Origin of the sequence: Paracoccus aminovorans (assembly GCF_900005615.1) — a bacterium.
Taxonomy (GTDB): Bacteria; Pseudomonadota; Alphaproteobacteria; order Rhodobacterales; family Rhodobacteraceae; genus Paracoccus; species Paracoccus aminovorans.
On record NZ_LN832559.1, the window covers coordinates 103,203 to 128,093 of the forward strand.

General features: G+C 62.6%; 25 protein-coding genes. 13 read left to right on the forward strand and 12 right to left on the reverse strand.

What is annotated here, in order from left to right; translation table 11 throughout:
• The first annotated feature begins 22 nt into the window (after positions 1 to 22).
• The 4 genes from JCM7685_RS00525 (at position 23) to JCM7685_RS00540 (ending at position 1,975) form a co-directional block, all read left to right on the forward strand.
• Positions 23 to 691 (forward strand): YcbK family protein, encoded by a 669-nt coding sequence (locus JCM7685_RS00525; RefSeq protein ID WP_074969956.1) that lies wholly within the window; start codon positions 23 to 25, stop codon positions 689 to 691.
• Positions 688 to 933 carry a hypothetical protein gene (locus JCM7685_RS00530; RefSeq protein ID WP_074969954.1) on the forward strand — a complete coding sequence of 82 codons (246 nt, stop codon included), beginning with the start codon at positions 688 to 690 and terminating at the stop codon, positions 931 to 933. The genes JCM7685_RS00525 and JCM7685_RS00530 overlap by 4 nt, the downstream gene beginning before the upstream one ends.
• A gap of 22 nt (positions 934 to 955) precedes the next feature.
• A complete protein-coding gene (locus tag JCM7685_RS20500; RefSeq protein ID WP_269458819.1) occupies positions 956 to 1,084 on the forward strand; it encodes a hypothetical protein in 129 nt (42 codons plus the stop codon).
• A gap of 330 nt (positions 1,085 to 1,414) precedes the next feature.
• A complete protein-coding gene (locus JCM7685_RS00540) occupies positions 1,415 to 1,975 on the forward strand; it encodes a hypothetical protein (protein ID WP_083412889.1) in 561 nt (186 codons plus the stop codon).
• Positions 1,976 to 2,109: 134 nt separating this feature from the next.
• Here JCM7685_RS00540 and JCM7685_RS00545 read toward each other — a convergent pair whose 3' ends face one another.
• The 7 genes from JCM7685_RS00545 to JCM7685_RS00570 all read right to left on the reverse strand — a co-directional run bounded on the left by JCM7685_RS00545 (position 2,110) and on the right by JCM7685_RS00570 (position 14,913).
• The gene (locus JCM7685_RS00545) at positions 2,110 to 2,697 is read right to left on the reverse strand and encodes a hypothetical protein (protein ID WP_074969950.1); all 588 of its coding nucleotides are present in this window, start codon (positions 2,695 to 2,697) and stop codon (positions 2,110 to 2,112) included.
• Entirely contained in the window at positions 2,694 to 3,440 is a 747-nt protein-coding gene (locus tag JCM7685_RS19465; RefSeq protein ID WP_139218125.1) for a hypothetical protein, read from the reverse strand. Before JCM7685_RS19465 ends, JCM7685_RS00545 begins: the two co-directional genes overlap by 4 nt.
• A gap of 32 nt (positions 3,441 to 3,472) precedes the next feature.
• A complete protein-coding gene (locus tag JCM7685_RS00550; protein WP_231964722.1) occupies positions 3,473 to 4,558 on the reverse strand; it encodes a helix-turn-helix transcriptional regulator in 1,086 nt (361 codons plus the stop codon).
• Positions 4,473 to 6,482 (reverse strand): AAA family ATPase, encoded by a 2,010-nt coding sequence (locus JCM7685_RS00555; RefSeq protein WP_074969946.1) that lies wholly within the window; start codon positions 6,480 to 6,482, stop codon positions 4,473 to 4,475. The genes JCM7685_RS00550 and JCM7685_RS00555 overlap by 86 nt, the downstream gene beginning before the upstream one ends.
• A gap of 606 nt (positions 6,483 to 7,088) precedes the next feature.
• Positions 7,089 to 8,834 (reverse strand): ATP-binding protein, encoded by a 1,746-nt coding sequence (locus JCM7685_RS00560; RefSeq protein WP_074969944.1) that lies wholly within the window; start codon positions 8,832 to 8,834, stop codon positions 7,089 to 7,091.
• Between the two features lie 9 nt (positions 8,835 to 8,843).
• On the reverse strand, positions 8,844 to 9,869 hold the full coding sequence (locus JCM7685_RS00565) for an SIR2 family protein (RefSeq protein ID WP_074969942.1): 1,026 nt from the start codon (positions 9,867 to 9,869) through the stop codon (positions 8,844 to 8,846).
• Positions 9,870 to 10,053: 184 nt separating this feature from the next.
• Entirely contained in the window at positions 10,054 to 14,913 is a 4,860-nt protein-coding gene (locus JCM7685_RS00570) for a DEAD/DEAH box helicase (RefSeq protein ID WP_074969940.1), read from the reverse strand.
• A gap of 270 nt (positions 14,914 to 15,183) precedes the next feature.
• On the opposite strand from JCM7685_RS00570, the gene JCM7685_RS00575 reads away from it, so the two are divergent.
• Positions 15,184 to 16,479 carry a tyrosine-type recombinase/integrase gene (locus JCM7685_RS00575; protein WP_074969938.1) on the forward strand — a complete coding sequence of 432 codons (1,296 nt, stop codon included), beginning with the start codon at positions 15,184 to 15,186 and terminating at the stop codon, positions 16,477 to 16,479.
• On the opposite strand, the gene JCM7685_RS00580 is transcribed toward JCM7685_RS00575, so the two are convergent.
• Positions 16,442 to 17,014: a hypothetical protein gene (locus JCM7685_RS00580; RefSeq protein ID WP_139218124.1), complete on the reverse strand. Its 573-nt coding sequence runs from the start codon at positions 17,012 to 17,014 to the stop codon at positions 16,442 to 16,444. The genes JCM7685_RS00575 and JCM7685_RS00580 overlap by 38 nt on opposite strands.
• 313 nt (positions 17,015 to 17,327) lie before the next feature.
• Here JCM7685_RS00580 and JCM7685_RS00585 point away from each other — a divergent pair, with 313 nt between their 5' ends.
• The 8 genes from JCM7685_RS00585 to JCM7685_RS00615 all read left to right on the forward strand — a co-directional run bounded on the left by JCM7685_RS00585 (position 17,328) and on the right by JCM7685_RS00615 (position 23,369).
• A complete protein-coding gene (locus tag JCM7685_RS00585) occupies positions 17,328 to 17,588 on the forward strand; it encodes a helix-turn-helix transcriptional regulator (RefSeq protein WP_074969972.1) in 261 nt (86 codons plus the stop codon).
• On the forward strand, positions 17,585 to 17,791 hold the full coding sequence (locus JCM7685_RS19755) for a hypothetical protein (RefSeq protein WP_074969934.1): 207 nt from the start codon (positions 17,585 to 17,587) through the stop codon (positions 17,789 to 17,791). Before JCM7685_RS00585 ends, JCM7685_RS19755 begins: the two co-directional genes overlap by 4 nt.
• On the forward strand, positions 17,788 to 18,663 hold the full coding sequence (locus JCM7685_RS00590; protein ID WP_074969932.1) for a helix-turn-helix domain-containing protein: 876 nt from the start codon (positions 17,788 to 17,790) through the stop codon (positions 18,661 to 18,663). Before JCM7685_RS19755 ends, JCM7685_RS00590 begins: the two co-directional genes overlap by 4 nt.
• The gene (locus tag JCM7685_RS00595) at positions 18,660 to 19,148 is read left to right on the forward strand and encodes a DUF6362 family protein (protein ID WP_074969930.1); all 489 of its coding nucleotides are present in this window, start codon (positions 18,660 to 18,662) and stop codon (positions 19,146 to 19,148) included. The genes JCM7685_RS00590 and JCM7685_RS00595 overlap by 4 nt, the downstream gene beginning before the upstream one ends.
• Positions 19,149 to 19,475: 327 nt before the next feature.
• Complete coding sequence (locus JCM7685_RS00600) at positions 19,476 to 20,783, forward strand: site-specific DNA-methyltransferase (protein ID WP_083412891.1); 1,308 nt, start codon at positions 19,476 to 19,478, stop codon at positions 20,781 to 20,783.
• 4 nt (positions 20,784 to 20,787) lie between these two features.
• Positions 20,788 to 21,780 (forward strand): DNA cytosine methyltransferase, encoded by a 993-nt coding sequence (locus JCM7685_RS00605; protein WP_074969926.1) that lies wholly within the window; start codon positions 20,788 to 20,790, stop codon positions 21,778 to 21,780.
• Positions 21,781 to 21,789: 9 nt separating this feature from the next.
• Positions 21,790 to 23,148: a site-specific DNA-methyltransferase gene (locus JCM7685_RS00610; protein WP_074969924.1), complete on the forward strand. Its 1,359-nt coding sequence runs from the start codon at positions 21,790 to 21,792 to the stop codon at positions 23,146 to 23,148.
• Entirely contained in the window at positions 23,145 to 23,369 is a 225-nt protein-coding gene (locus tag JCM7685_RS00615) for a DUF7220 family protein (RefSeq protein ID WP_074969922.1), read from the forward strand. The genes JCM7685_RS00610 and JCM7685_RS00615 overlap by 4 nt, the downstream gene beginning before the upstream one ends.
• A 62-nt stretch (positions 23,370 to 23,431) precedes the next feature.
• On the opposite strand, the gene JCM7685_RS00620 is transcribed toward JCM7685_RS00615, so the two are convergent.
• Genes JCM7685_RS00620 through JCM7685_RS00635 form a run of 4 tightly spaced genes read right to left on the reverse strand, consistent with a single transcriptional unit; the run spans position 23,432 to position 24,838 of the window.
• Positions 23,432 to 23,761, reverse strand: coding sequence for a hypothetical protein (locus JCM7685_RS00620; RefSeq protein ID WP_139218122.1), 330 nt, complete (start codon positions 23,759 to 23,761; stop codon positions 23,432 to 23,434).
• 39 nt (positions 23,762 to 23,800) lie between these two features.
• Positions 23,801 to 24,370 (reverse strand): DUF3489 domain-containing protein, encoded by a 570-nt coding sequence (locus JCM7685_RS00625; RefSeq protein ID WP_074969918.1) that lies wholly within the window; start codon positions 24,368 to 24,370, stop codon positions 23,801 to 23,803.
• Positions 24,367 to 24,594, reverse strand: coding sequence for a hypothetical protein (locus JCM7685_RS00630; RefSeq protein WP_074969916.1), 228 nt, complete (start codon positions 24,592 to 24,594; stop codon positions 24,367 to 24,369). Before JCM7685_RS00630 ends, JCM7685_RS00625 begins: the two co-directional genes overlap by 4 nt.
• Before the next feature lie 22 nt (positions 24,595 to 24,616).
• Positions 24,617 to 24,838, reverse strand: coding sequence for a hypothetical protein (locus JCM7685_RS00635; RefSeq protein ID WP_074969914.1), 222 nt, complete (start codon positions 24,836 to 24,838; stop codon positions 24,617 to 24,619).
• Between the last annotated feature and the right edge of the window lie 53 nt (positions 24,839 to 24,891).

Here is a 24,891-nt window from a genome sequence, read left to right on the forward strand (position 1 = left end):
GTTTTTTGCATTGGAGAGACCCATGACGTTTTATCAACACTGGCGGAACCTGCCGGCGACGGCTTGGCACTGGCCGAACTTCTCGCCCGCCGAGATCGCCTGCCGCGGCACCGGCAAGCTGCTGGTCAACGAGGATGCACTGAACCGGCTGCAGGAACTGCGCGTGACGCTCGGCAAGCCGCTGATCGTGAATTCGGCCTATCGCAGCCCGGAGCATAACCGCAATGTCGGCGGCGCGAAGGCCTCGAAGCATCTTGAAGGCACCGCCTTCGACATCTCGATGGCGAACCACGATCCCGCCGCCTTCATCGCCGCCGCCCGCAAGGCGGGGTTCAAGGGCATCGGCACCTATCCGCGCTCAAACTTCATCCATATCGACACTGGTCCTGCGCGGAGCTGGGGCGAGTCCTTCCCGGCGCGGGCGAGCAGCTTCGCGCCCGACCAGCCCCCGGCCCGCGAGCATCTGGCCGACAGCCGCACCCTGAAGGGCAGCGGCGCGGCTGGCGTCGGCACCATCGGCGCGGCCGGCGTCGAGGTGGTGCAATCCGCGCTGGCCGAGGCGCAGGGCGCGATCCTGCCGCTGCTGCCCTATCTCGACGGCCTGCGCTGGATCTTCGTCGTCCTCGCTTTGGCGGGAATCGCCGTGACGATCTACGCCCGGCTGGACGACTGGAAGCGGGGCCAGAGATGATCGGCTGGCTCTTCACCCGCGGCCCGGCGCGCAAGGCGCTGGGCCTGATCCTCGGAGCGGCGACGACCCTGCTGTTCCTGCTGAATCTGCGCCGCGCCGGGGAGCGTGCCGGGCGCGCCGCCGAACGCCTTGAAGCCAGAGAGAGAAACCATGCCATCCACCGCCAGATGCTCGATGCCGCCAGCCGCCGCCCCCCTGATCGCGATGCTCTGGCTGAGCGGCTGCGCGACGGCAGGTTCTGACAGTGCCCCTTGCCCGCCGGTGGTGGAATACAGCACCGCCGAGCAGACCCGCGCTGCGGTCGAGGTCGAGGCGATGCCGGAAGAAGCCGTGCTGGTGCGGATGATGAGCGATTACGCCGTCCTGCGCGATCAGGCGCGGGCCTGCAGGTGAATACCGGGCCGGGCATTGCCATGCGAGAAGCACCAGACGCCTCGACCGCAGCACCATGCCCGGCCCGGTTCACGGATTCACAGTTTCAAAAAGCGGCAGGGATTCGCTGCGCAGGGATCATCGCACGGCAAGCTCCGGTCTGTCCCACGGCGAGATGAGCACAATTGTGCACATCAGGAGAACGGGGCCTATGCGGTTTCCTGCACGCTCAAAGCGCCATAACCTCCTTGGCGCAGGAAACGGGTGCATTACGACCTCATCTTGGCATGGCAACGCCCCCGATGCAGGTTACCGTACCTACGCCACCCCGCCCTGCCCCAAGGAGAACGCATGGCCCATTTCTTCACTGCCGACACCCATTTCGCGGATGACCCGGTGCGGCGCTTCTTCGACCGGCCCTTTGCCTCGGTTGAGGCGATGGACGCCGCGATGATTGCTCGTGCCGGCGTGGTTGGACCCGATGACGACCTGTGGATCATCGGAGACTTCGCCGCCTGCGAGTCCGACGCCGGACGCATGGCCGCGCAGGCGGGTTTTGCCGCGCTGCCGGGGCGGAAACATCTGGTGCGCGGCAATCACGATCCCGACTGGCTGGTTCGCGCGCTGCCATGGGCATCGGTTCACGATCTGGTCGAGATAGGCATCGGAGAGCGCCGCTTTGTCCTGTGCCACTATCCGCTGGTCACCTGGAACGGCGCGCGGGCCGGAGCGATCCAGCTTTTCGGTCATGTCCACACCCGCTGGCGCGGTGCCGAGGGTCAGGTGAATGTCGGCGTTGATCAGTGGGATTTTGCGCCGGTCACCCCGGATCAGGCAGAGTTGGAGGCATTGATGCTGCCTCCGTCTCGTTTGCATCAGATGGCTGAGGGTGTGGAGACGGTCGCAGAATGATCGACCTATGTTAGCAGCAAAAAGGGCTGCGAGGGGCGAAGAAATTGGAACCAGAAATCAAATCGCGAAACCGGACACAGATCAGGCTGTCGTCTGCCGGACCGGGCGCGATGTCCCGATCCGGCGACGATAGCTTAGGGGCGCGGCGGCAGACACAGCTTTTCGCGAATCGCTCCAAGCACCTCAACAGGGTTTTCGCCTTCCACAAGTCGCCGCATCGGCGTGGTAATATATTTTTCCACATCATCCGTGCTGATCAGGGCATCAAGGGGAACTGCGAAAAGCCAGCTTACCTCGTCTGAGTGAAGCCAGCGATACTCGTCGGTGACGCACTCCTCGATATAGCCTGACGAGTTGGGGCCTTCGCTATCAAACCCCCATGCGTCCTCAAAATCTCTGGACGGCGCATACGCCGCAAGAACCTTGGCGCGTTTTCCGTGTTGCCAGTCGCCCTCAACGCCAACGTCGCAGGTAAGCTGGATGGCCAGAGTTATCCAACCGACATCCTTCTTTTTCCCGTTGGGTGCCTGCCTGACTTTGTAATAAGCCTCCCAGACCGGATATATCCATCCACTATCCTGAGAACCTTCATCAGAATGCTCTATAACAAGTTTCTTCTCGTCGCATTCGATCACACTGAATGCCTCGCAGAGCTTGTCGAGGTTTTCGGAAGATCTCAACAGATTCTGGGCAGATTGCCAGATGGCTTCGTCAGTGGTCATTTGTGCCTCTCGGTAAAATTGAATTGCGCTGCAGGTACTGATCCGACCGCATTTCCGGGATCAAACTGCCTGCCTGCTGCGAAAGTAAAACTTGCGGCCGGCGGCATCATGATATCAGGAGGCCATGATCCCAGCACACTTCCCTTCGGAGTGCCCCTGAGAAAATCTTCAGCCGTTCTGGTCCACGAAATCAATCCGGGATCGTCATTTTTTTCGGTGGACAGACGGCGCAGCCGCTCTGTTACCGCTGGCCATGTCAGGCTATGGAATGTCAGTTTGGAAAACTCTCCCTCGGCTACCTGCATGGCTTCCGTATGCTTCATCTCCGCTCCGAGCAGAGTATAGCCAATCACGTTCCGATTTTCAGCGGGCAGGCCGCCGCGGAGACATTCGCCATCACGAAGTGTCCGGACTTCACGACCGACTTGCTCATCACCGAGAGGTGCGCCCCACTTCACCTCCACGATCCAATAGGCAGGGCCATCATCAGTGCGAATTCTCAGGACCACATCCGGCTCTGCATTTTCTTCCGGGTGCCTCAGATACGGCCAGAGAAAGATTTCTGCGTCACCACGCAATTCCTGACCGATCAGTGCCTTCAGTGCCAACTTCTGCGCAGGTGCGGAAAGAAACTGGATCGTGCCAAACAGCGCCGAGGTTATCAAATCCTCGCGCGGCTGCTTTCCAACGCCGTCTATCACCCGATCGAACCTAGCTTTTCTTGCGTTTATCGCATGAAACATTACCCACCCCCGTCATGCCTTGAGATTTCCGGTCACATATCATTCAGGTTTCCTTTTGATACGACTTCCACATTCTCCCCCCATCTGGCCACATACCATTCCATTTCCTGCCGCCCGCCAGCCCGGAACCGCACCACCAGCGAGCCGTTGGGCAGCCGCTCCGTTTCCTGCTTCGGATGAAAGACATAGGTCGCCGCCTCGTCCGCGACTTCGGGCAGAAAGCGCCATTCCACGTCCTGCGGCTCTTCGCGCCAGATGCCGAAGCTTTCGGCCAGCCAGTCCTGCAGGTCGAAGCCCTCGGGGCGCTCATAGATGTCATCCTCCAACGCGATGCGCTCAAACCCGGCCAAGGCAAACAGGCGCAGGTCGTCTTGGTATTCGCTCCAAGCCAGCAGGTATTGCCGACCCTCACCGAACAGCATGGCGATCGGGCCAAGCCGGGTGTCGCGCGACAGCTTGCCCGAAGCACGGGCGCGGTGGTCGGCCGAGATCATCGCCCCGGCAAGAATTGCCTCGCGCAGGCTGGACAGGATTTCCGGCGCGATGCGTTCGCGCGGGCCGGGGCGGAAGGCCACGCCATCGGCCAGAAGCTGCGCCTCCAGATCGGCGGCCACGCGACGGCGGCGGTCAGCACGAAACATTGCCTGTACCTTGGCCAGCAGGAGTTCCAGGGTTTCGGCCGTGGCAAGATCGCCCTCGCGCCGGGCAATTGCCACGGCACGGTGACCGGCGCCGAGTTCGTCGAGCGTCGGCTCCTCCATCTTGCCCAATGTGCCGGGCGGGAAGCGCCAATATTTCTGACCCTGCGGACCGGGGCGCTCCTCCAGTTGCGGATAGGCGCGCAGCACGGCATCGCGCATCCGCTCGGCCGTGCGCCGGGAAACGTCGAAGGCGCGCTCGATGTCGGCGATGGAAATCCCTTCCGCCGATCCCTGCATCATCAGGGCCAGCTTCAGCAGATCTTCCTGACGTGAATAGCGCATTGTTTTCCATGTTCTCCGCGCCTCACATTCCTTGCGGATGCGCGCAAGGTCAACGGCCGAAGCCGATAGCCCTTGTCTTGCCTTCCTTGGCCTCGGACTCGCGGCGCAATTCCGCGAGGATGGTGGCGGGATCATCCTGCCCAAGCGCGCGCATCCTGCGGGCGACATTGGCAAAGTCCCCCGCCGCCAGCCGGTCGAGCGCCCGGACATCGGCATGCACCGGTGCGCCGAAATGCGCGCGCCATGCCAGTGGCAGCTGATCCTCGCGCAGCCAGTCGAAGCGGATGCGGAAGGTGAAGCGCCGCTGGGTCGCGGGGTCGAGGTTCTCGGCGAGGTTGGTGGTGCAGACGAAGGGCAGTGGATGGCTTTCCATCCAGGTCAGCATCTCATTCACCTGGCTGACCTCCCATTGGCGGGAAGCGTTGCGACGGTCGGCCAGCAGGCTGTCGGCCTCGTCGAAGATCAGCAGCGCGCCCTCCGCCCGCGCATCGGCAAAGGCCCGCGCGATGGCCTTCTCGCTGCCGCCGACCCACATCGACAGAAGGTCCGAGGCGCGTTTCTCGATCACCGGCAGGCCCAGCTGCTTGGCCAGATGCCGCGCCCATGCGCTCTTGCCCGTCCCGGCCGGACCATCGAGGCAGAAGGATATCCGCGGTGCGGTATCGAAGCCTGCAAGCCGCGCCTCCAGCAGGGCAAGATCGGTGTCGGCATTGGCCAGAGTCGCCTCCCACGCCGCTTCGGAGTGATGACGCGGCGGCGGCGCGATCCCGCCATTGGTCAGCTTGGCCGAGGCCCCCAGCACCTGCGCGAAGGTCTCAACCCCACCGCCGCAGTCGCGCGCCACGCGCATCGCATCGGACACCAGCGCCGGGGGATGGTCATGGATCCCGGCCAGCGCCATCAGCGCGCCCGTCTCGGCCAGCGGCTGATGCCGGTCGGCGAGCCTTTGCCAGATGCGCTTGCGTACCCGCTCGGACGGCGTGCGCATTTCGACCGAAAAGGTCATACGGCGCAGGAAGGCCGGATCGCAGGCCTCAATGGAATTGGTGGTCCAGAGCGTCGGCACGGGATTGGTTTCGAGCAGCCGGTTCGCGAAGACCTTGGACATCCGCTCCTGACGGAAGAACGACGGCATCGCGCCACCGAACAGGTCCTCCATTTCGTCCAGCAGCAGCACGGTATCTCGCCGCGCCGACAGCATCCGTCCGGCAATGCCGAGTTCGGCCAGCCGCTCGCCCCGCGACGGCTCTTCTCCGCTGTCATCCGCCTCGCCGATGGCGCGCAGACTGGCCCCCACTTCGCGGGCCAGTACCTTGCAGAATTCGGTCTTGCCCGTGCCCGGCGCGCCATAAAGCAGGATGTTCACGCCCGGCGTGCCGTTCACGATCGCATTGGTCAGCAGCTTGCGCATGAGATCAGCGCTTTCGCCCAGGCCCTCGAAGTCCCGCCATTCGGCGTCGGGCGTGGGCGCAGCAGGAAACAGCAACGCAACCAATTCCTCGATGTCGTCGACATCCGCCCGCATGGCATCCGCCAATCGAGGTGAAACAGCATAGGGAACCCTCTGGCTGGACCAGTTGCGACCCTCGTTCTGCAACAGGCCCGAAGCTTTCAGCCGTGCATCGGGGCGCAGTGCCGTTCTGACTTCCCCTTGCTCAGCGCCCGAGAATTGCGCGACGAGGAAAAGCAGGGTCACCTCCCTCGTTTCCAGCGCCTGATCGACTACATGCTCGAACATATCGAAGATGCGATAGTTGGCGAAGAACTCGAGGATCCGCGCCTCGACCTCCGTCAAACCGAAGTGCTCGCCGATCCGCGTCGCATTTGCCCGCACCAGATTGCCTTCGCTGCGGTCAGCTTCCTGGCAGAGATCATCCAGCAGACTGCGCACCCGCCCCCACCAGGCAGCGCCGGGCCGGGTTCGCGGCCGTTCGGGACATTCGGTGTCGGTCAGATATTCGATCCAGCCCGGCAGTTCCTTGGCGATCTTGCTTCCGGGGCCAAAGCGCTCTGCCAGGGAGGCGACAAGGCCGAGCGCAAGGTGTTTTTCGCAGGTCATCTTTTCTCTCCATTGATGAGGAGAAGATAATCCGCGCCCCCGTCAGATTCGGACGCATCCGTCGTCCGCTGCCAGTGAATGTCGGCGGATGCGGGCCGTTGCCGGTTTTCTGTTCGGGTGTTGATGTGGTGTTGATGTAGAACGCGAAAAGGCCGATGGTATAAAAATACCGTCGGCCTATCTATTTGATTTTGTGGTATTTTTTGGTTGCGGGGACAGGATTTGAACCTGTGACCTTCAGGTTATGAGGCTATGCTATTGATATTGCTCGATTCATTACGAATCAACGACTTGCGCCACAACCGTTTGTTATCGCGCGCTTTGCTTCCAGCATTCGGCGACTCTCATCGTGCTTCGCCGCGCGGGAAAGGCGCTCAAAGGGCGTCCATCTGTTGAGTTGGCGTTGAGTCAAAGTAGTGGCTTGAGCGCCGTTGCTACCCAAGCTGAAGGCTCGAAATGGGCGGAAAGCGGTCGCCCGCTGCTAATGCAAACGAACCAACCGCTCGATCACATTCCGAACATTCACTTCGCGCTCCTGGGAGTACGCAGCTCCACCCGCGCGGAGAATACGATATCAACTATGCGCTATCGCCTCCACTCTCATAATTAGTGATTACTCTGTCTCCGCCAAGAGAGGACGGCGTCTTCTGTTCCCGCAACCGGCTCCGCGTCACGCCAACGATCCCAGAAATCGACTGTCGCGCTATTTGGTTTGAAGCGTGGCGCAGACACGACCACTCGTGTCGGTAGCAAGCTAGCATCACCAACCACCAGCGCTTCACCAATGTCGAGGACCGGAAGGAGATCACCAAAACCGCCGAGGCTGTCAGGCAACAGCCGTTTGATGACGGATTGATCATCCCCGTTCGTCAGCCGCATAGCGATCACATTGTTGCATTGGCTGAGGACGGTGCGGTTGACCTCGGACGGTCTCTGACTGATGACCACCAGCCCGACCCCATACTTCCGCCCCTCTTTGGCAATCCGCTCGAAAATCCCGACCGAAATCTCATCGGCTGACTCTGACGATGCCCGCTCGGGGATATACAAATGCGCCTCATCGCAGAACAATGCGATAGGATGACGGCTGTCCGGTGGCGTCCACTGGCTCACGGTGAAAATCAGCCGAGCGATCAGGCTGACCATGAGCGGAAGTATGTCGGACGGCACTTCCGAGAAATTGATGATCTTGACCCCACCCTTGCCATCTTCTTGTGATCCGCGCCCGCCAATCAGTAAGTGCGTGACTTGCGACAGCCACGCCATATCCATGCATGCTTCTGGCGGTTGGAATATGAACCCGAGACGGCGATCATTTCTCTTGGCTTCAAATCGTGCTATCAAACGGCTCAGCTTGTCGAAGTAAGGCCCCTGTTTCTCTTTATTGCTCGCACCTGGTACCATTTGTTCATTCAGGTTTGATAGCTCCTGATAAACTGCATCAATACTGAATGGCACCGGACTATCGATGGTAAAATTAGCTAGAATATCGGCGTGCTGCTCCGGGTTGAGCATCATGCGCTTTGCATCGGTGATGCAACGCGTCATTAGCATTGCTTGGTTCGGGGCGTTCTGATCGGACCGATCAACGAACAAGGAAACCAATGCCTCATAGCCGAGAAGCCAGAACGGAAGATGTAGAACACCATCAGCCAGCCCACGATCCTGTCCAATGTCTCCCGGCCCAGCGATCCGCAGGTGTCGAAATTCATCACTATCCAAGGTCTGGTACTCACCATGGATATCGAACAAAATAACGTTGGCTTGCGGAAGTTCGGCAATCTGGTCCAGAAGCCGCGCAGTTGTATATGATTTGCCGCTTCCGGTGCTTCCGACTACAATGGCATGACGCTGGAAAAGGCGGTTTCCGTTCAAGAACGCCCGTGCATCCTCATGCAGCGCATAGCGGCCAAGATCAAGCTGAGGGCCGTCGCCAGAAACCTGCGAAATGACCTGCATGAAGTCCGTCAGCCGCTGACCTTCTAGGGCAAAGCAGTCCGCATCGATTTCGGGCACAGTCTCAAGGGTACGCTTGAACACGTTCTCTTTCAGCCCTTCCTTGTCGACGAGTGTCCCAATCAGAGCAACTCGCACAAGGTTGTTCTCGGGAAGAGTGGCTTCCGGGTCTTCTTCAGCACCATCTATGGTCGACTCGTCGCCTGCCTTGCGTGTAATGCGTGAGACAATCCCGATCAGGTGCTGCCCAGCCTTCGAGCTCCTGATCGCCGTCAGTCGATTGACCTGAATCCGCTTGAGACGTTCAAGTTCATCAACGCGCACAGTCACTGTCGCCGTATCCACGGCGATAATCTTACCAAGGCTTTCATCATCATCAAAATCGAGAATGCCCATCTTTTCCTCCTAAAACCCGATCAATTCGTTTAACGTAGGCAACGCCCAATACTTGCCGCCGGTAACAACTACGCCGTCCGGGTTGTCGCGGTTATATACCATTGTTCCATCATCGTGGTCTTCGAGCGCGAGGTAGTGACGCCCGGCGCCATTCCTGAGAAAGGCTTTCGCTTCGTCCGTCAGGGTGCGCGCGGCCACTAGGATCGAAGCATTATGCACACGGCACCGATTCATTAACTTCGGATGAATATGGCTGTCGCGGAAACCGTAACCTATGCAGATAAATGCGCTAGCAGCACTCAGCACACGATCGGCGCCCTGAATCGCGCTCCGAAAGGGCTCGTCGTGCGTCCTCTGATACTTGCTGACGCCGGGCGTGACGATCAGGGGAACCAAACCATCCGGAAGCTCGCTCGTCATTGGCAGAGACATCACGCCTCCATGTGGGTCTGAGAACCAGTCGAGAGAACCGTGAACTTTCCAGACCGTCACCGTACGAGCCAGGTTCGCTCCCTGCTTAAAGATCAGGTTCTCCGCCCCATCGCTGCGGCGCAGATAACCCGGAAGAAACCCTGTCCTGTGTATGTAACCACCTGTGTCAGCGGCATACTCTGCGACGCGGTCATAGTTCGTGGTTACAACATGGATGTTGCGGTTTGTACTTCGAAACAATCCCGCGAACAGTGAGCGGAGAGGAAAGGCCGCTTCTGTCTTTATCGCTGACTTGAGGAGAGTGTAGTCATCCTGAGCGATGAAATCCCAAGTGCTACGGACGATCTTTACGACCAGTGATTCGGGCAATGCCTTATTTTCTAGTGCGGCCTCTAAGTGATCGCCCGACGCCATGGCGGTTCTTACCAGCGTCCAGGCATCAATTTCCGGTCCTTGGTCGGCCTGAACATTGTCGCGGAGCCAAATTGCCAAGTCCCCCATGCCGCGAATGCCATGAGGAATCGATGCGCCGCTCCCCAACACAATAACCGGGTGTCTCTGTGCACAGCTTTGGCATTGCTTCGCGAGGTCATCGAGTTCCACAGGTCTATTCACTCTTCGATAATGGCGCTTAGATTACGAACGAATGAACCATGCCGGTATCAGCTTGGCTCACAAGCCGACGGGGGGCAATCTTCCTTTGCTCTGCCAGGGCCCGATTCGGGGAAGCGCGCAGCTGCCATAGCCATCATCAAGGGGCTGGTTAGGGCCGCATGTGACTTCTGCATCACCCAATTTCCAGTTCCGGCAGACCGTTCACGATCTTCATCGTCTCGAGGCTCACAGTAATCACCCGCTGGAACAGTTCCAGGGGGTAGCGAGGGTTGCCGACGGTCTCGTTGGCGTAGTCGTTGGCGTCGTTGGTGATGCCGCTGGCGGGGTCGGTTTTAACCACCTGGCGCTCCATCACCCAGTCGAGGGCGGGTTTGCCGTTCACGACGTAATCCCAGGCCTCCAGGGGGATGTTCTGCATGGTGATGCGGTCGTTGTAGATGACGGTGGTGCGGTCCTTGGTCTTGCCCTTGCCGCCGAGCTTCATCTTTTTCACGCGGTAGAATTTCACCGGGTCGGCCTGGGCCTCGGGGATCAGGCGGTGGTCGCCTTCCTTGAAGGTCACCATGTAGGGCTCGACGCTTTCAAAATTCACATGCAGTTGGCCGAGGGCGCGGCCGGCGTCGCGGAAGGCGGCGAAGTCGGCAAAGCTCTTCACCGCCGGGATGCGAGGCAGTTGCTTGGCGAGATTGTTCTTGAACCGCTCGCGGTAGTCGGGCGAGTGCAGAAGGCCGTAGATGTAATAGAACAGGTTTTCCTTGCTGATTGCCTCACCCGGATAGGCGGCTTGGAAATGCGCGAGGCTTTTATCGGTGATGGCATCGCTGCGGGTGGGGCCAGTGGCCTGATCGCCCGCAGTGGCGAAGAGGCCATCATCGGGTTGGGTTTCTCCATAGAGGTAGAGCGGGAAGCACTGGCTTTTAGCGGACAAGTCCAGACATGGCACCATGTCGGTCATGATCACGGAAAAGCTCGCGGCGCCGATGCCAGTCATAGAAATGGTGGGATTGTGTTCTTGGCCTGACGGAAACAGTCGAGGAATCAAATATCGGTTCTCATTCAGCAACCCATCGTAGAACAACCATTGAATGTTGAATGGACGGTAAAGCGATCGAACTAGCTTTTCTTCGTTAAATTCCGCGCGCACACTCTTTTCGAATTTTTGTCGAAGAACCCATGACCAGCTCATTGAGGTTGGGTCATCAAGCTGCGCCGAATCTCCAATCCCTCGCTCAATTCCATCGTTATAGTAAGCAATGGTCTTAGTCATCGACTGCCGGACACGCGATCGCGACGAGTTGTAGGCCCATGCATCGCGATTGGTTTTTACGCCCGCCGAATAGGAGTCGAAAATTCTCTCAGTAGTTTTGTTTTTTTTGTTTCCAATCTCAAAGAACCGATCAAAGCTGCGATCAACCTGGTCCAGCCAATCGTTGTTTTCGTCTGGCGTGATGCGCCGCCATCCCTTCGCCTTGGTGATACCGTCGATCGAGCCGAAGTCGCGAATGACGTTCAGCTTCTGTTTCTGGTCGAGATAATCGCCAATGTCGTAGAAATGGAGGCACCCGTGTTCGGCGGCGTCGGGATTTTTGACCAGAACGGCAATCGCGATTGGCGTGCGTGTCCCTTCGCCGAACACGTTGCCGCGTTCTTTGCGCCGCTGCTCCCCTGCGGTCCTTGCGTTCCCTCGCAGATGGAAAATGTAGAGATCGCTGAACTCTTCGGCGAGGCATTTGCGCATCCCATCGGCTGCATGGGTTTCGATCCAAGCCGCGTTCGAAACGTAGGCAACGACACCGCTGTCACCGATGCGGTCAGACGCCCATCGAATAGCCTTGATATATGAATCATACAGGCTGCGTGGGTTTCCACTTGAATGTCCAACGTATGTTTCCCTAAGGCGTTCGTTAAGTCGAGGATACGTCACATTGGATGCTTCATCGTCGTCGCTTTTTTGCCCGACGGAATAGGGCGGGTTGCCCATGATCACCCGGATATCCAGCGCCTTCTGCTTGGCACGACGCTCCGAGTTGTCGGGCAGGAGATTGGCGATCATGTCGCGCTTCTGCTCATACATCTGGAAGGTGTCGGTCAGCAGGATGCCGGTGAAAGAGTGATAGGGTGCATCGGCCTGCAGCCCGCCCTGCGCCAGTTCGTGATAGACGGTCTCGATATTCACTGCGGCGATGTAATAGGCCAGCAGCACGATCTCATTGGCGTGAATCTCGTGCTTGTATTTGTGCTCAAGCTCATCGGGCGCGATCAGGCCCGATTGCAGCAGTCGGGTGATGAAGGTGCCAGTGCCGGTGAAGGGGTCGAGGATATGCACGCCCTTGGACCCCAGTGTCTGGCCGAACTGCGCCTTCAACACGTCATTGACCGAGTGGATAATGAAATCCACCACCTCGACCGGGGTATAGACGATGCCGAGGCGCTGGGTCAGGCGCGGGAAAGCGTTGCGGAAAAAGCGGTCGTAAAGCTCGGTGATCAGGGACTGGCGGCCGTGGGCGGTCTTGATGCCCTCGGCCCGGCGAGCGACGCTGGCATAGAACTTGTCGAGGCTTTCCGCCTCCTTGGCGAGGTTGTGTTCGTGCAGCTGGCAGAGCACGGTCTCCATCGCGCGGGAGACGGGGTTAGCTTCGGTGAACTTGCTGTCCTTGAACAGCGCGTCAAAGACCGGCTTGGTGATCAGGTGCTGGGCCAGCATTTCGATCGCGTCGGCCTCGGTGATCTCGGGGTTCAGGTCGTCGTGCAGCTCATCCAGGAAGGCGCGGAAGGCGGTCTGTTCCGGGCCGGGCTTGGCGGTGATGGTGGTGATGCGGGTGATATGGGTCTGGGCGATTTTGGCGATGTCCTTGGCCCAGCTGTCCCAGTAATCGCGGGTGCCGCATTTCTCGACAATCTTCGCCATGATGGCGCGGGTGAACTCGTCAAAGACGAAGGCGCCCTGTTCGGGGCCGAGATCGGTGATGGTCGGGTCGCGGCCTTCCTGACCGATATTGGCACCGGTCTTTTCCGCGCGGGTCTTGCTGGTGGCGAAGTCATCGACCACGGCAGTCAGTTCGCGCAGCTCGGATTCGGAGGAGATGCGCACCAGCTCGACCTTGTCGCTGATATCCTCGCCCAGCTTGGCCTGGTTGATGCGGGCGTCGAGGCGTTCGTCATGGGCGCGCAAGGCGTTCAGGATCTGCCAGACGACCTGATAGCGCTCATTGTCCTTCAGCGCCTCCTCGGGGGTGGTGTCGGGCGGGATGGCGACGGGCAGGATGACATAGCCCATCTTCTTGCCCTCGGCCCGGCGCATGACGCGGCCGACCGATTGCACCACGTCGATCTGGCTTTTGCGCGGGTGCATGAACATGATCGCGTCCAGTGCGGGCACGTCCACGCCCTCGGACAGTACGCGGGCATTGGTCAGGATCCGGCAGGTGTCCTCGCCCGCATCGGCCTTGAGCCAGTTCAGCATCTCATCGCGGGCGGTGGCGTTGAAGGTGCCGTCGATATGGCGCACCTCGGTCGTCAGGTGGCGGGCATCGTCGATCAACTCGCTGCCGGTATATTCATCGACTACCTTGGTGAATTCGTCCTCGATGATCTTCGATTTCGCGATGGTCTGGCAGAAGGCCAGTGCGCGACGCATCGGGCGCGGATCGAAGGCCAAGTCTTCGGCCAGGTCGGCCTTGGTCAGCGCCTTGTAACAGCCGATGATCTTGGTCGCGTCATCGAGTGTCAGTTCCGGCCCGTCCTTGAGGCGGTTCTGGATGGTGGTCGAGATCAGCCCCTCATCGACCGCCAGCACCACGACCTTGTAATCGGTCAGCAGGTTGTTCTCGACCGCCCAGCCAAAGCCACGATGGAACAGATCCTTGCCGAACTTGTCCTCATCATCCATCGAGGCCAGTTCGGCATCGTGGTCATCCGCCTTGCGCCGGGCGGCATCGCCGAAGATGCGCGGCGTCGCGGTCATGTAGAGGCGCTTTTTCGCCGCCACATGGTCGTTGCTGTGGATGCGCACGAAGGTGCTGTCGTCTTCGTCCTTCAGCGTGACGCCGGTGGTGCGATGCGCCTCGTCGCAGATCACCAGATCGAATTCCGGCAGGCCATGGTTTTTCTGTGCGCGGGTCAGCACGTCGATCGAGTGATAGGTCGAGAACACCACGGTCATGCGGTTGGGCGGCGCAGCGGCAACCTGCTGCGCGAGCCTCTGCGGATCAGTCGTCGCCGGGAAGGCCAGATCATGGACGTTCAGATCGAGGCTGTCGGCATCGGCATTGCGCCCGATCCTCACATCGGAGCAGGCCGAAAACGCGGTGAACTCCTGCTGGCGGTCATTGCTCCATTCGCGCACGGTCTGCGACATCAGCGCCAATGATGGCACCATGAACAGCACCCGCTTGCCCGGACCCGCCAGGGCTTCGGCGATCCGCAGCCCGGTGAAGGTCTTGCCAGTGCCGCAAGCCATGATCAGCTTGCCGCGATCGGCTTCCGCCAGCCCCTCGGTCACGGCCTTCAGGGCATCGCGCTGGTGCGGACGCAGCTGTTTCTTCGGGGCGAGGCTGACGGTGCCGGTGCGCAGGAACTGCGACCAGTCGATGCGGCTGGCCTCCAGCTCGCTGATGCTGATGCGGTTCCAGTCTTTCGACAGCTTGTCGAGCGTCCCGCTGGCGTTCTTGCCGAATTCCTTCTGCGTGGTGTCGGCAATGATCAGCCGCGTAAACAGATCATTGGAGGCGGCCGAGATGAAGCTGTCGATATCGGGCTTCTGAATCGTGTGATTGGGCGCATAGAATTTGCACTGGATCGCAGCATAACCCGAGCCATCGGCCAGCGTCGCCACCAGGTCGATGCCGGTGTCGGCCTTGCTCCAGCCCTGTTCCTTCGCCCATTGGGCAAAAGGCACAACGGCGGAATAGTATTGCTTTTGCGCATCGTCGTTTTCCAGATAAACGCGAACGACCCGCTCAAAGTAATCGCCCTTCTCGCGCTCGGACCGGGCAGCCTGGCGGTAGGAATCCAACAAATCACGCAACTGCATCAGTACCGCCTGTCCCGGAACAAGGTTTTCTTTTTATCATCAGGCGCTCGAGGGCCTGAAACAGAACCTAGCCGCCCGTTGCGGTTGAATCCATATGCAACTGACCGATTCCCTCCCGTCCTCCGCCCCCCGATGCCCCCCTTCCACCCGACCGGCGCGGATTGTGCCCTTCCGGCGCCGGTCCGCGCCTGTCTTCCGGTCTGCGAATCATCTCGTTGATAAGCCGGCGCTTCTACGCCTGTGTCGGAGCGGAAAACGGAGTGCAGGGCATTGCGAAACAGAGAAAGACTGACGGAAAAACTGGTCCGGGCGGCTGAGCCGCGGTCGAAGGCATGGCAGATTTTCGACAGCGATGTGCTGGGGCTGTCGATCTGCATCTATCCATCCGGCGGGCGCAGCTTCATGTTCGACTACCGCACGGCCGGGCGGCAGCGGCGGCTGACCATCGGGCGCTGGCCGGAATGGAACGTCACCGCCGCGCGCGAGCACGCCAAGGCGCTGCGCCGCGATGTCGATGGCGGGCTGGATCCGCTGGCCGAGCGCGAGGAGATCCGCGAGGCGCCGCGTTTTCCCGATCTGGTGGCGCGCTACCTGCGCGAACATGCCACGCATCTGGCGCCGCGCAATGCCGCCGATCAGGCATCCATGCTGCACAAGCTGATCATGCCGCACTGGAAGCACCGGCTGGTGGCCGAGATCGAGCCGGCGGATGTCGAACGGGTGCTGAACCTGATCGCCGAGGGGCGCTCCCGCCCGGCCAAGAAGAAACCAAAAACCAAGCGCCGCATCCCGCTGAAGCCGCCGAAACCCACGCCGGTGCGCGCCAACCGCGCGGGCGAGATGCTGCGCCGGGTCTTCAATCTCGCCATTGCATGGCGGATGCGCTCCGACAATCCGGCGGTGGGCTTTCGTCGCCGCGTCGAGACCGAGCGCGAGCGGTTCCTCGACATGGAGGAGATCGCGCGGCTCAGCGAGGCGCTGGGCGCGGCCGAGGACCAGCGCGGCGCCAGCATCATCCGCATGTGCATGCTGACCGGGGCGCGGCTGGGCGAGGTCCGGACCGCGCGTTTCGAGCATTTCGATCTGGAGCGCAACACATGGGTGAAGCCCGCCGCCAATACCAAGCAGCGCCGCATTCACCGCGTGCCGATCTCGGCAGAGACAGCGGCATTGGTGCGCACGCGGCTTTCCGCCGTGCCGGTCGGCTGCAACTGGTTGTTTCCGGGCGATGTCTCGGACAAGGACCAGCCGGTGCAGGAGATTCGCCGCTTCTGGAAAGGCATTCAGGATCAGGCCGGGCTGCCCGGGGTGCGGGTTCACGATCTGCGCCACACCTTCGCCTCGCTCTTGGTCAGCGGCGGCGCCTCGCTGGAGATGATCGGCAAGCTCTTGGGCCATTCGCAATCCAGCACCACCATGCGCTATGCGCATCTGATGGATTCGCCCTTGCGCGCCGGCGTCGATGCAGTGGCCGACATGATGCGGATACGGCCGAGGCTCGTGCATTCCGCACCCCCGGCCGAGGAGGTCACGCCTCCGCGTGCAGCATCCGCAGGATCGGGCTGACCCGCTTGCGGACTGTGCTTTCGTCGGGTGCATCGCCATCCGTGCTGTTGGCAATGAACCAGTCCAGCATCTCGCCCACGAGATCGCCCTGTTTCTCGGGCAGGCCGTGCTGGAAGAGGCGCAGGATCAGGGCGCCGTAGAAGCCTTCCCAATCATAGCTCTTGGTCGGGTTGGAGTTGACCCGGCGAAACACCCCGTGCTCCTCCTCGAAACGCGCCAGCGTGCCGGCCTGAATCAACAGATCATCGCGGGTGACCCGCAGCCCGGCATCAGGCGGCGGGATGTGTTTCCATTCGCTGCCGCCCGGCATTCGGGCGCGGCGGATCACCCCTTCGCGCGGGCCGGTCCCGCAGCGGCGAAACATCGCCAGAATATCGCCCGGCGCAATCACCACCAGGTCCGAAAGGATCTCGGCCCCAAAACGCGTGGGCGGGATCGCGATGGTGATCTCCAGCTGACCGGATATGGCCCATTCGGCGATATCGGCAATATGGCAGCTCCAGCGGGCAGCGGCTTCGGGCAGCGTGTAGATCACGCGGTTTGGCAGAGCCATCGTGTATTTCCTGAATTGTTGGCTTTTGTGAAAGGCGTGCCTTTCAGGCCGATGCCTCTGACAGGTCCGCACGCATGGGTTGATTAGGCGCTTGGGCGCACCACCGCCGACCCGTCTCCTGGAGGCCGGCATGCCGGTGCGGACGACGTTCCCCCCTGCCCCACGGAATGCCAGCAAACCCCATGAAACATGGGACCGGCGCACATCCGGCGCTTCCGGCGCCGGTCCGCGCCGCGCCGCCGGTACTCCGCCTGTGCTCTCGCTTGCCCCACAACCACGGGGAAAGGACCGGATGATGACCGATCAGACCATGATCACCGCCGAGACCGGCGCAATCGCCCATGAAGGGCTGCTGGATGACTGGATGCCGCGCAAGGAACTGGCCGGCATCATCGGCATCAGCGCCGATACGCTGAAGCGCTGGGAGAGCCGCCGCATCGGCCCACCCTGCATCCGCATCGGGCGCAAGGTGCTCTATCGGCGCGGGGCGGTGCGCGACTGGCTGCTGGAGCAGGAGAGCCGCAAGACCGCCGGCCGCGGGAGGGCGGCACGATGAGCGGTGGCAGTGATGACCGGCGTCGCCCCGTCGCATGGGCCATCGTCTTCGCGTTCGCGCTCGGCATGCTCGTGCTTCTCGCCGGGCTGCTGATCTGGGCGCTGGTTGCGGCCGTGGACTGGGAGGCGGTGCTGCGCTTCATCGCGCCCACCGCCTTCGAGACCCGCGCCATCGAGGAAATCCTCGAGGGAGGCAGGCGATGAGTAATCTGATCTCGGCCTCGGTGCAGCGCCGCCTCGTCGGCTCGGCCACGCGCAAATCGGTGCTTATCTACATGGCCGACAAGGCCGCCGATGACGGCAGTGGCATCTGGACCTCGAAGGCCAATATCGCCCGCGATCTCGAACTATCGCGACGTGCCGTGCAGCTGGCGATCCAGGAGCTGATCCGCGACGGGCTGGTCGCCGAGACCGGCCAACGCGACTGCAAGCACGGCTTCACGGTGGAATATTCCATCGTGATCGAGGCTGTGGATAACCTGCCCTCAACCCGTGAACCACGTTCACCCCGTGAATCTGATGCACGGGTAACCCGTGAACCAGGTTCACATGACCCCGTGAACCAGATTCACCCGAACCATCCTTATAAAGATACTACTACGCCCCCAGCCGAAGATGCGGCTGTGGATAACTTCGACCCGCAGACCCGCTGCCTGGGCGTCGCCGGCCCCGGTCTCTGCCCGGCATCGCGCGCCGCGATCACCGGCACCGCCGAGGTGATCGCGGGCTGGCTGCAGGAGGGCATCGACCTCGAGGCCGATATCCTGCCGGTGATCCGGGCGCGCACGCCGACGATCCGCATCAGCCCGATCCGGACATGGGGCTATTTCACCGACGCGGTGCGGGCGGCCCATCGGCAGCGCCTGCGCCAGCCGGCGAGGCCGCAAGGCGCAGAGAAGACCAGCGCCAACCCGCAGCTGCACTTCTACGCCGACTGGGTGAACGCGGATCGCTATCTGCCCCCCAGCGCCATCAGCAACAGCGTCGCGCGGGCCCTGCTGGAGGCCGGGCTGACCAGCGCCGAGCGGCTGGCCCTGCGCGGTGTCCCCGTTCCAGCCCGGAAGGAGCGTCGATGATCACCCCCCGCGAGATCGAGGACCGTTTCGAGGAAGCCGCGCTGACCCTGAAACGCCTGCCAAACCCGCCCGGCTCCGGCGCGCGCGGCTATGGCCGCTCCTGGCCGGATTACGTCCACGAGGCCAGGCATGCCTATGGTTACGAGGAAGCGCGGATGCGGGTGATCCCCAATCCTCGCGAGATCCAGCGCATGGAGGAGGCGCTGGAATGGCTGGCGCTGATCGGCGGCGACAGCGAGCAGGCCATCATCGACAACCGCCGCATCGTCTGGATGCGGGCCGAGGGCCACCGCTGGAAGCAGATTTGCCGCGCCGTGGGCTGCGTGCGCTCCACCGCCTGGCGACGCTGGACGGCTGCGCTGGTCACCATCGCCAACCGCCTGAACAAACAGCGAAAAACCAGCCGCCGCCCGCACAGCGCCAAAACCAGCGGGGACGCGCGGGGCGCGAAGCGGGACGGCGAGGCCGCGAAGGGGCCGCCGTGAGGGCGCGAAAGGGTTGAACTTAGGGCGCGACAAAAGCAGGCGATACGGGCCATATTCATCCCATGATCGGGGCGAAAGCCGCCCTGCGGCCGCCTACCCCCGGCCTTGGTTCCTCCGCAGCGGCAACGCTATGCGGGGGGCATGAGCGCGCTAGTCCTCTAGCGTCAAAGGATTTTTCTGGGTTTCCACCCTCGGGTTGCCACTTTGGGTTGCCAGGGTTGCCGGCCCCTTCGCCACCTCTCGGACATTCGCCTGTCCGTCACTTTGGACCCGCCTGCCCTGTCGCAGCGGGTCTTTTCTTTTGGAGTTCGCCCCTTGCAGATCGAGATGATGCCGGTCGGGCAGCTGGTGCCCTATGCGCGCAATGCCCGCACGCATTCGGAGGATCAGGTCGCCCAGATCTCCGCCTCAATCACGGAATTCGGCTTCACCAACCCGATCCTGATCGGCGAGGACAGCGTGATCATCGCCGGCCACGGGAGGCTGATGGCGGCACAGCGGCTGGGGCTTTCCGAGGTGCCGGTGATCGTGCTGGCGCACCTGAACGCAGCGCAGCGCCGGGCGCTGGTTGTCGCGGACAACAAGATCGCGTTGAACGCTGGCTGGGACACCGAGATCCTGCTCGAGCAGATCGAACTGATCCGCGCGGACGGGTTCGACATCGATCTGGTCGGCTTCTCGGATGACGAACTCGGCGAATTGCTCGCGGAAATCGAGGCACCGGAGACGGCCGGCGCCATCGAGGGCGAGGATGACATCCCCGCGCCGCCCGCCGATCCGGTCTCGCGCCCCGGCGATCTGTGGATGCTGGGCCATCATCGCCTGCTTTGCGGTGACAGCACCGTCGCCACCGATGTCGAGCGGGTGCTGGCCGGGGTGACGCCGCTTCTGATGGTCACCGATCCGCCCTATGGGGTCGAATATGATCCCTCCTGGCGCAACCAGGCCGGCGCATCCGCCACGAAGCGCACCGGCAAGGTGCTCAACGACGACCGCGCGGACTGGCGCGAGGCATGGGCGCTGTTTCCGGGTGACGTCGCCTATGTCTGGCATGGCGCCCTGCATGCGACCACGGTCGCCGACAGCCTGATCGCCAGCGGCTTCAACATCCGCTCGCAGATCATCTGGGCCAAGGACCGGCTGATCCTCAGCCGCGGCGATTACCACTGGCAGCACGAGCCCTGTTGGTATGCCGTTCGCGCCAAGGGCAAGGGCCATTGGGCCGGCGACCGCAAGCAGACCACGCTCTGGCACATCACCAGCCGCGATCAGGACGCCGAGACCGTGCACGGCACGCAAAAGCCGGTCGAATGCATGCGCCGCCCCGTCCTGAACAACTCCAGCCCCGGTCAGGCCATCTATGAGCCGTTCATGGGATCCGGCACCACGCTGATCGCGGCCGAGACCACCGGCCGCACCTGCCTCGGCATCGAGTTGAACCCTGCTTACGTCGATGTCGCCATCGAGCGCTGGCAGAACCTCACCGGCGGTGTGGCCATGCTGGAGAGCGACGGTCGGTCCTTCACCGAAATTTCCGGTGATCGATCAAGCGCCAGTCCCGGCACCCCCGCCGCGCAGGCCAGCGACCCCGACCCCCAGCCAAAACCCGCGCGCAAGCGCAAGACCGCCGCGTGAGGCCATGCATGACCTGGTTGTATCTTCCCCCGGCCTGCCTGCCGGAGCCGCAGACGCATGTCTCTTCGGCCTGTCGCTGTGCTCCGGCGCGGGCGGGCTCGAGCTGGGAATCACCCTCGCCGTCCCCGGCTATCGAACTGTGGGTTACGTCGAGCGGGACGCCTTCGCGGCGGCCGTGCTCGTGGCGCGGATGGAAGATGCGGCCCTGGATCCAGCGCCTCTCTGGGACGATATTGCCAGCTTCGACGGCCGCCCATGGCGCGGCGCGGTGGATATCGTCACTGCCGGATATCCGTGCCAGCCGTTCAGCGTGGCGGGCAAGCGCCGGGGCGCGGACGATCCCCGCCACCTCTGGCCCCATGTCGCCCGCATCATCGGCGAAATCAAACCGCCCTTCGTCTTCCTCGAAAATGTCGCCCATCATCTCCGCCTCGGTTTCCCCGAAGTCGCCAGCGGACTGGTCGGCCTGGGCTACAGGCTTACGGCAGGCCTCTTCACGGCGGCGGAAGTCGGTGCGCCCCATCGGCGCGAGCGGCTGTTCATCCTCGCCATCCGCGAGGGCGACGAGCTGGCCGACCCCGCGCGCCTGCTCCGGGATCCGCTCGAGCGGCGGCAACCGGACGGAAATGCTGCGCCTCTGGCCCACGCCGATGGCCATGGATGGCAGCAAACCGAGTGCGGGCAACCGCAGGGCGGCCGATCTGACCCACGCGGGCGCGCTGTGGATGACGCCGACGGCGCGCGACCACAAGGACGGGGCGAGCACATTGGCGAACACGCCGGTGAACGGCTTGCTTGGCCGCCAGGTCCTTGTGACACCGCTGGCTGGCGACGATACCTGCGAAACGCCCCGGACGCTGAACCCAGCATTCGTCGAGGCGCTGATGGGCTGGCCCACCGGGTGGACCGGCTTCGCCTCTGTGGCAACGGCGTGGTCCCCCTGGTTGCGGCGCATGCGCTCAGAACTCTCGCATCTGAATTGCTGGCCGATAGGTGAGGCCGCGTGATGCAGATCGAGCTGATCGCGGTCGACAACCTGATCCCCTACACCCGCAATGCCCGCACCCATTCGCCGGATCAGATCGCGCAGATCGCCGCCTCGATTGCCGAGTTCGGCTTCACCAATCCGATCCTGATCGGCGCGGATGGGGTCATCATCGCCGGCCACGGGCGGTTGATGGCGGCGCAGCGCCTCGGGTTGGCCGAGGTGCCGGTGATCCGGCTGGCGCATCTGAACGCAGCGCAGCGCCGTGCGCTGGTTGTCGCGGACAACAAGATCGCGTTGAACGCTGGCTGGGACACCGAGATCCTGCTCGAGCAGATCGAACTGATCCGCGCGGACGGGTTCGACATCGATCTGGTCGGGTTCTCGGATGACGAGCTGGCTGATCTGCTCGGAGACGCCGAGGCATCAGGTTTCGGCGCCGATGCGGAAGAAGAAGAGGAAAACATCCCCGACCTGCCCGAGGATCCCGTCACTCGCCCCGGCGACATCTGGATCCTTGGCGATCACCGGCTGATGTGCGGCGACAGCACCGATGCAGCGGCGGTCGCGGGGCTGATGGACGGACAACGCGCCACGCTCCTCTTCACCTCGCCGCCCTATGGCCAGCAGCGCGACTATGGCGCGGCGAAGGAGCAGGTCAGCGATTGGGACCGGCTGATGCAGGGCGTGTTCGCGGCAGCCCCGGTGACCGGGGACGCGCAGCTGCTGGTCAATCTCGGGCTGGTGCATCGTGACAGCGAATGGATCCCCTATTGGGATGGCTGGATCCAGTGGATGCGGGCGCAGGGCTGGCGCCGCTTCGGCTGGTATGTCTGGGATCAGGGGCCCGGCCTGCCCGGCGACTGGAACGGGCGCTATGCCCCGGCGCATGAGTTCGTCTTCCATTTCAATCGGGTGCCACGGCGGCCGAACAAGACGGTGGAGAGCAAGCATGCCGGCGAGGTGCTGGGCGGCGGCGGGTTGCGCGCGGCCGATGGCACGGTGAGCGCCAAGCACGGCGCCGGCAACGCGATCCAGAGCCATCGCATCCCCGACAGCGTGATCCGGGTGATGCGCCACAAGGGTGCCATTGCCGGCGGCGCGCATCCGGCGGTGTTCCCGGTCAGGCTGGCCGAGGAGATGATCGCCGCCTGGAGCGATCCGGGTGATCTGCTTTACGAGCCCTTCACCGGCTCCGGGTCGCAACTGATCGCGGCCACCGCCCTCGGGCGCAGATGTTTCGGGATGGAGCTGGATCCGGCCTATTGCGACGTCGCGGTGCGCCGCTGGCAGTTGATGACCGGCAATACCGTCACCCATGCCGAATCCGGCGAGAGCTTCGAGGCCGTGGCCCGACTGCGCAAGGAACTGGCGGTATGAAACAGTCGCGCACCATGTCAATGGTCGAGGCTATCGCCAACGTCGCCGTCGGCTTCTGGGTCGCGATCACGGCGCAGGTACTGGTGTTCCCGCTGTTCGGGTTTCACGCCGCACCGGCGCAGCATCTCGCCATCGGCGCGATCTTCACCGGCCTGTCGCTGATCCGCTCCTTTGCCCTGCGGCGGCTGTTCGAGGCGATCCGCCAACAGGCAGTGCGTTGAGGATCGGCGCATTGCCCCGACCCGCATCAGGTTTGCGACCATATGACAGACGATGGCCTGTGTCAGTCCATGGGCGAGCTCAGGGCACTGATGGCGTCCTGTTCCGCCTGATGGCGCTGGGCCGCGTCAGGCGGATCGCGCCGCGCGGCAAGAATCGCCACGAACAGCGCCCGGCAGGCGGCTGCCAGTTCATCGGCCCCTGCTGCGTCGAGATCGACATCATGGATGGCGCGGGCCTCGCCCAGATCGGTGATGCCGTAGATGGTGGCGAACTCGGCCCCTGCCGGTGCGCAGGTGGCGATGAATGTCTCACCGGCGCCCGCTTCCGCATCGTTGCGGCAGAACCGGATGTCGATGCTCTCAACGCATTCGCGCCGGGCGAATTCGCCCAAGGTCTCGTGCTCCGGCAGGCAATTGAAGGAAATCATCGCTCAGCCCTCCGTGGCAATGCGGTAAACGGTCCCGCGCCCGTCGATTTTCTCTGCGGCAATGACCAGCCCGAGCCGCTTTTTCAGGGCACCGGAAATAGCCCCGCGCACGGTGTGCGGTTGCCACGAAAACGCGGCAGCCGCCTCGGCAACACTCGCGCCCTCGGGCCGCTGCAGGAGCGCGATCAACGCCGCCTGCTTGGTGTCGGCGCGGATCGCCGGGGAGGCAGACGCGGCGGCAGAAGCTGTCGGTTCAATCGCATCCCGCTCCATCCGCCCGCGCCTTGCCCCGGCGACGGCGCCCGCCACCAGCGGCTCGATGCCGACGGCGCAAAGCCCGGCCTCGGTGGCAAGCAGCGTGGTGCCATGACCATCGCCGGTCTCGCGCCAGAGCGGCTCGCTACGGCGAATATTGGCCTCGACCTCCTCGACGAGGCCCTTGGCGAGCAGCGCCTCCACCACCTTGGCGGCGGCACCGCCGCGCAGGCCGTCAGGCAAGGGAAGCGCCAGATTGCCGGGGCGCGCGGCCGCGCGGCTGAGGATCAGGCTCTGGATTTCGGAAAGCGGGATCATCGCGCATGCTCCCCTTCGCCAAAAGCGCTGTCGGTGATCTGGCGCAGCAGGCTGGCATAATGCTCCAGCGTGCCGACATGGCCCCAGTTCACCGCGTCTGGGCTGGCGTTGAAATGATCGTCGCTCAGAGCGGCGAGGCGGGCGAGCATGGTGTCGATCTCGGCTTTCTTGCCGAGAAAGGCGGTGAGCGCGGCATCACGGTTGCTGCGGGGGGTGATGGTCATGGCGCAGGCCTCCTTTTCTCGCTCAGATCAGGCCGAGATCGGCCAGCACGGTGGCGGCTGCGGCGAGTCCGCAGGTCGGTAGTTCGATCTTCAGATGCGAGATGACATCCGAGGCATCGGCTTTGATGCCGCTGTCGCGCAGCTGGCTCTCGATCGCCTCGGCGACGGCATCCTTGCGGCTCTGATCGAAGCCGTCGGGCAGGCTGGCATAGTCGATCCTGATGGTGGTGATGGCCATGGTCATGGGGGGCTCTCCGGCGTCTGAACTGCATCGTTTTCGTGCCATCAGAATCGCTC

Bases quoted from the DNA above. Each gene is read 5' to 3' on its own strand.
- JCM7685_RS00525 (WP_074969956.1), top strand. From the start codon at position 23: ATGACGTTTTATCAACACTGGCGGAACCTGCCGGCGACGGCTTGGCAC.
- JCM7685_RS00530 (WP_074969954.1), top strand. From the start codon at position 688: ATGATCGGCTGGCTCTTCACCCGCGGCCCGGCGCGCAAGGCGCTGGGC.
- JCM7685_RS00540 (WP_083412889.1), top strand. From the start codon at position 1,415: ATGGCCCATTTCTTCACTGCCGACACCCATTTCGCGGATGACCCGGTG.
- JCM7685_RS00545 (WP_074969950.1), bottom strand. From the start codon at position 2,697: ATGACCACTGACGAAGCCATCTGGCAATCTGCCCAGAATCTGTTGAGA.
- JCM7685_RS19465 (WP_139218125.1), bottom strand. From the start codon at position 3,440: ATGTTTCATGCGATAAACGCAAGAAAAGCTAGGTTCGATCGGGTGATA.
- JCM7685_RS00550 (WP_231964722.1), bottom strand. From the start codon at position 4,558: ATGATCCCGCCACCATCCTCGCGGAATTGCGCCGCGAGTCCGAGGCCA.
- JCM7685_RS00555 (WP_074969946.1), bottom strand. From the start codon at position 6,482: ATGACCTGCGAAAAACACCTTGCGCTCGGCCTTGTCGCCTCCCTGGCA.
- JCM7685_RS00560 (WP_074969944.1), bottom strand. From the start codon at position 8,834: ATGGGCATTCTCGATTTTGATGATGATGAAAGCCTTGGTAAGATTATC.
- JCM7685_RS00570 (WP_074969940.1), bottom strand. From the start codon at position 14,913: ATGCAGTTGCGTGATTTGTTGGATTCCTACCGCCAGGCTGCCCGGTCC.
- JCM7685_RS00585 (WP_074969972.1), top strand. From the start codon at position 17,328: ATGACCGATCAGACCATGATCACCGCCGAGACCGGCGCAATCGCCCAT.
- JCM7685_RS19755 (WP_074969934.1), top strand. From the start codon at position 17,585: ATGAGCGGTGGCAGTGATGACCGGCGTCGCCCCGTCGCATGGGCCATC.
- JCM7685_RS00590 (WP_074969932.1), top strand. From the start codon at position 17,788: ATGAGTAATCTGATCTCGGCCTCGGTGCAGCGCCGCCTCGTCGGCTCG.
- JCM7685_RS00595 (WP_074969930.1), top strand. From the start codon at position 18,660: ATGATCACCCCCCGCGAGATCGAGGACCGTTTCGAGGAAGCCGCGCTG.
- JCM7685_RS00600 (WP_083412891.1), top strand. From the start codon at position 19,476: ATGATGCCGGTCGGGCAGCTGGTGCCCTATGCGCGCAATGCCCGCACG.
- JCM7685_RS00605 (WP_074969926.1), top strand. From the start codon at position 20,788: ATGCATGACCTGGTTGTATCTTCCCCCGGCCTGCCTGCCGGAGCCGCA.
- JCM7685_RS00610 (WP_074969924.1), top strand. From the start codon at position 21,790: ATGCAGATCGAGCTGATCGCGGTCGACAACCTGATCCCCTACACCCGC.
- JCM7685_RS00615 (WP_074969922.1), top strand. From the start codon at position 23,145: ATGAAACAGTCGCGCACCATGTCAATGGTCGAGGCTATCGCCAACGTC.
- JCM7685_RS00625 (WP_074969918.1), bottom strand. From the start codon at position 24,370: ATGATCCCGCTTTCCGAAATCCAGAGCCTGATCCTCAGCCGCGCGGCC.
- JCM7685_RS00630 (WP_074969916.1), bottom strand. From the start codon at position 24,594: ATGACCATCACCCCCCGCAGCAACCGTGATGCCGCGCTCACCGCCTTT.
- JCM7685_RS00635 (WP_074969914.1), bottom strand. From the start codon at position 24,838: ATGACCATGGCCATCACCACCATCAGGATCGACTATGCCAGCCTGCCC.